Origin of the sequence: Streptomyces sp. SM1 (assembly GCF_002910825.1) — a bacterium.
Lineage (GTDB): Bacteria > Actinomycetota > Actinomycetes > Streptomycetales > Streptomycetaceae > Streptomyces > Streptomyces okerensis.
In genome coordinates, this window is the sequence record NZ_NEUB01001010.1 from 1 (window position 1) to 4,101 (window position 4,101).

Here is a 4,101-nt window from a genome sequence, read left to right on the forward strand (position 1 = left end):
GACGTGACACTGCTCGAAAGGGTGCTCAGTGGACTTCGCAAGCTCTAGCGGCGGGGCGGTCTCCGAAAGCCGCGCCACCACCTCGGCCAAGATCGTGGTGGCGGGTGGCTTCGGCGTGGGCAAGACCACGTTCGTCGGGGCCGTTTCGGAGATCAACCCGCTGCGCACGGAGGCCGTCATGACGTCCGCTTCGGCAGGCATCGACGACCTCACCCACACCGGGGACAAGACGACCACGACGGTCGCCATGGACTTCGGACGTATCACCCTGGACCAGGACCTGATCCTGTACCTGTTCGGTACGCCCGGTCAGGACCGCTTCTGGTTCATGTGGGACGACCTGGTGCGCGGCGCCATCGGCGCGATCGTGCTGGTGGACACCCGGCGTCTCGCCGACTGCTTCCCCGCGGTCGACTACTTCGAGAACTCGGGACTGCCGTTCGTGATCGCCCTCAACGGCTTCGACGGCCAGCAGCCGTACAACCCGGACGAGGTGCGGGAAGCGCTGCAGATCGGGCCGGACACGCCGATCATCACGACGGACGCGCGGCATCGTGCCGATGCGAAGTCGGCGCTGATCACTCTCGTGGAGCATGCACTGATGGCCCGCCTCCGCTGACGGTTGCCACCGGGTCCACGCCGCCCACCGCGGCAGACGTCCCGCCTGCGGCCCCCGCGCAGCCTGCGGGCAGTCGTGCCTCCCCAGTGCCTCAAGGGCCTGGGAGGTGCCCCAGGGCGGCACGGGTGGGCGGTGGGGGTACCTCCCGCTCATGGGGGTCCCCCCGCTCGAGCGGAGCCGAGAGTGGGGGAGAAGCCGAGAGTGGGGGAGGCACCTCGTAGCGCCGAGTTGCGCAACAGCCCCTTGCGGCCACTGGGTTGCCGGGGGCTCTCGCATGCCGGGTGCGGGCATGTGGGGGCTGGTCGCGCAGTTCCCCGCGCCCCTGAGGGCGTTGCCCGGACGGCGTGACAAGGCGGGCCTTGGAGGTGTGTCCCGGCAGGGTGACGAGACGGCCCCGACGGCGTTGCACCGGCTGTGTGACGAGGTGGGGTTGTTCATGAGTCAGGGCCCCTCCGTGGTGGAGGGGCCCTGACGTCATGGTCGGCGGGGGTCAGCGCCAGCTGTGGGGAGCACGGAAGCCCGGCTCGCGTTCGAGGCGGCGCCAGCCTGCCCGCGCCCGGCCCTGGTGAGCGGGAGCCGACGGCGGCGTCGCCGCCCGCGCCAGCAGGATCGCCGTGATCGCGGCGACTTCCTCGGGCTCCGCGTGGCCCTTCTCGACCCGGATGTCAGATGTGCTCATGGCTCTCAGTCTCCCTGGGAGAAATGTCCGCCGGGTTACTGCGGCGGGTTGCCGTGCTTACGGGACGGCAGATCCGCGTGCTTGGTCCGCAGCATCGCCAGCGAACGGATCAGCACCTCACGCGTCTCCGCGGGGTCGATCACGTCGTCGACCAGGCCGCGCTCGGCCGCGTAGTACGGGTGCATCAGCTCGGACTTGTACTCCTTGACCATGCGGGTGCGCATGGCGTCGGGGTCCTCGGCCTCGGCGATCTGACGGCGGAAGATGACGTTGGCGGCGCCCTCCGCGCCCATGACGGCGATCTCGTTGGTCGGCCAGGCGTAGGTGAGGTCCGCGCCGGTGGACTGGCTGTCCATGACGATGTACGCGCCGCCGTACGCCTTGCGCAGGATGAGCGAGATACGGGGCACGGTGGCGTTGCAGTACGCGTACAGCAGCTTCGCGCCGTGCCGGATGATCCCGCCGTGCTCCTGGTCGACGCCCGGGAGGAAACCGGGGACGTCCAGGAAGGTGAGGATCGGGATGTTGAAGGCGTCGCACATCTGGACGAAGCGGGCGGCCTTCTCGGACGCCTCGATGTCCAGCACACCCGCCAGCGACTGCGGCTGGTTGGCGACGATGCCGACGACCTGGCCGTCCATCCGGGCGAGCGCGCAGATGATGTTCCGCGCCCAGCGCTCGTGGACCTCCAGGTACTCGCCGTCGTCGACGATCTCCTCGATGACCTTGGCCATGTCGTAGGGCCGGTTGCCGTCGGCCGGGACCAGGTCCAGCAGGACCTCGCCGCGGCGTTCGGCGGCGTCGGAACTCTCCGCCCGCGGCGGGTTCTCGCGGTTGTTCTGCGGGAGGAGGGAGAGGAGGTAGCGCACCTCGTGGATGCACGTCTCCTCGTCGTCGTAGGCGAAGTGGCAGACGCCGGAGGTCTCGGCGTGCACGTCCGCGCCGCCCAGGCCGTTCTGGGTGATCTCCTCGCCGGTGACCGCCTTGACCACGTCCGGGCCGGTGATGAACATCTGCGAGGTGTCGCGGACCATGAACACGAAGTCGGTGAGGGCGGGGCTGTAGGCCGCGCCGCCCGCGCACGGGCCGAGCATCACGCTGATCTGCGGGATGACGCCGGACGCCTTGGTGTTGCGCTGGAAGATGCCGCCGTACCCCGCGAGGGCGGAGACGCCTTCCTGGATACGGGCGCCCGCGCCGTCGTTCAGCGACACCAGCGGGGCACCGGCCGCGATGGCCATGTCCATGATCTTGTGGATCTTCGTGGCGTGGGCCTCGCCCAGCGCACCGCCGAAGATCCGGAAGTCGTGGGCGTAGACGAAGACCGTACGGCCCTCCACCGTCCCCCAGCCGGTGATCACACCGTCGCTGTACGGCTTCTTCTCCTCCAGACCGAACCCGGTGGCCCGGTGCCGGCGCAGCTGCTCGACCTCACGGAACGAGCCCGCGTCCAGCAGCAGTTCGATGCGCTCCCGCGCGGTCAGCTTGCCCTTGGCGTGCTGCGCCGCCGTCGCCTTCTCGCTCGGGCCGGCCAGTGCCCGCGCACGGATCCCGTGCAGCTCGGCCACGCGTCCGCGCGCGTCGGTCGGCTCACCCGGCGCCTCATCCAAAACGGTCATGTAGTGACCTTACGAAGGACACCGGGGAATGCGAGCCGTCGACTCCTCACAGTCCTCGACGCGTTTTCCTGGTACCACTGAACAGAACCAGGGCGACATGCAGGCGTTCCGACTGCTCAGAGGGCTTCTCGCTTGTAGGAGTCACACAAAGACGTCACCTGAGAGTCGCCTCACATTCATGGGCGGCGCATACCTCCCCGAGAGTGACGCGCGGCCTCGGCGACGGGGCCGGTGGCCGGTGTCTCCACGGAGTTCGGCGCCTCCCGCACGGGTTCGTCCCGCACGGTCTCCCCCGGTTCGCCCGTTCGGGTCGGTTGCTCACGCAGAGGGTAGCGGTACGGCCGTGACGGCGGTGCGGCACACTCCCCCGCGGAACCGGCGGTGAGGCCGGCGGAGAGGGCCGGGCAGCGGGGCGCAGGCGGGGGCGGCGTCGGCTCGCGTGGAGTCCGGCGCGGGCAGGGAACGGCCGTCCGTACCCGCGCCGGACTCCGCACGGGGGTCAGCCGAAGCGGTTGAGGAGTCTGCGGTAGAGGTTCGGGGTGAGGGCACGCACCCGGGCCGGGAGGGTGAGCCAGGCGGGGACGTAGGTGTCGTCGCGGCCCCGGGAGACGGCGTCCCACACGGCGGCCGAGACCCGGCCGGGTGAGGTGGGCCGGGGGTGGGCGCGGTGGTAGGGCCTGCCGCGGCGGGCGAAGAAGCCCGTCTCGACCGGGCCGGGCACGACCAGGCTCACTCCCACGCCCGTACCGCGCAGTTCCTGGCGGAGCGCCTCCGCGAACGCGGCGAGCCCCGCCTTGGCGGCGGAGTACACCGCTTCCTCGCGGACGCCCACGGAGCCGGCCACCGAGCCGACGAGCACCACCCGGCCCCGGCCGGCCGCCACCATGGCGGGCAGCACCTCCCGTACGAGGTGCAGCGTGGCGTTGAGGTCCAGGAAGAGCACGCGTTCGATGTCCGTGTGCGGCATGGTCAGGAACGGTCCCGCCCAGCCGATGCCCGCGCCGGCGACCAGCACGTCGATCCGGCCGGTCTCCCGCAGCGCTGCCTGCGCCAGCAGTTTCGCCCCGTCCGGGGCGGCGAGGTCGGCGGGCAGCAGGACCGCCGAGGCACCGGACGCCGTCTCCTCCAGCCGCCGCCGGTCCCGTCCGCTGAGCAGCAGATGCCAGCCTCCGGCGGCGAAGCGC

The 4,101-nt window shown here is 70.9% G+C and carries 4 protein-coding genes; 1 reads left to right on the top strand and 3 read right to left on the bottom strand.

Annotated elements, in window-relative coordinates:
- Nucleotides 1-28 precede the first annotated feature (28 nt).
- The gene (locus tag B9S61_RS36315; protein WP_103545985.1) at nt 29-619 is read left to right on the top strand and encodes an ATP/GTP-binding protein; all 591 of its coding nucleotides are present in this window, start codon (nt 29-31) and stop codon (nt 617-619) included.
- Nucleotides 620-1,109: 490 nt separating this feature from the next.
- Here the strand turns inward: B9S61_RS36315 and B9S61_RS36330 are convergent, their stop codons facing one another.
- From B9S61_RS36330 to B9S61_RS36340, 3 genes are all read right to left on the bottom strand, one after another.
- Complete coding sequence (locus B9S61_RS36330) at nt 1,110-1,298, bottom strand: acyl-CoA carboxylase subunit epsilon (RefSeq protein WP_103545987.1); 189 nt, start codon at nt 1,296-1,298, stop codon at nt 1,110-1,112.
- Nucleotides 1,299-1,333: 35 nt separating this feature from the next.
- Nucleotides 1,334-2,917, bottom strand: a complete 1,584-nt coding sequence (locus B9S61_RS36335; RefSeq protein WP_103545988.1) for an acyl-CoA carboxylase subunit beta — start codon at nt 2,915-2,917, stop codon at nt 1,334-1,336.
- A gap of 499 nt (nt 2,918-3,416) precedes the next feature.
- Nucleotides 3,417-4,101 (bottom strand): SDR family oxidoreductase (locus tag B9S61_RS36340; protein WP_103545989.1); only part of this gene is annotated, 685 nt, incomplete at its 5' end.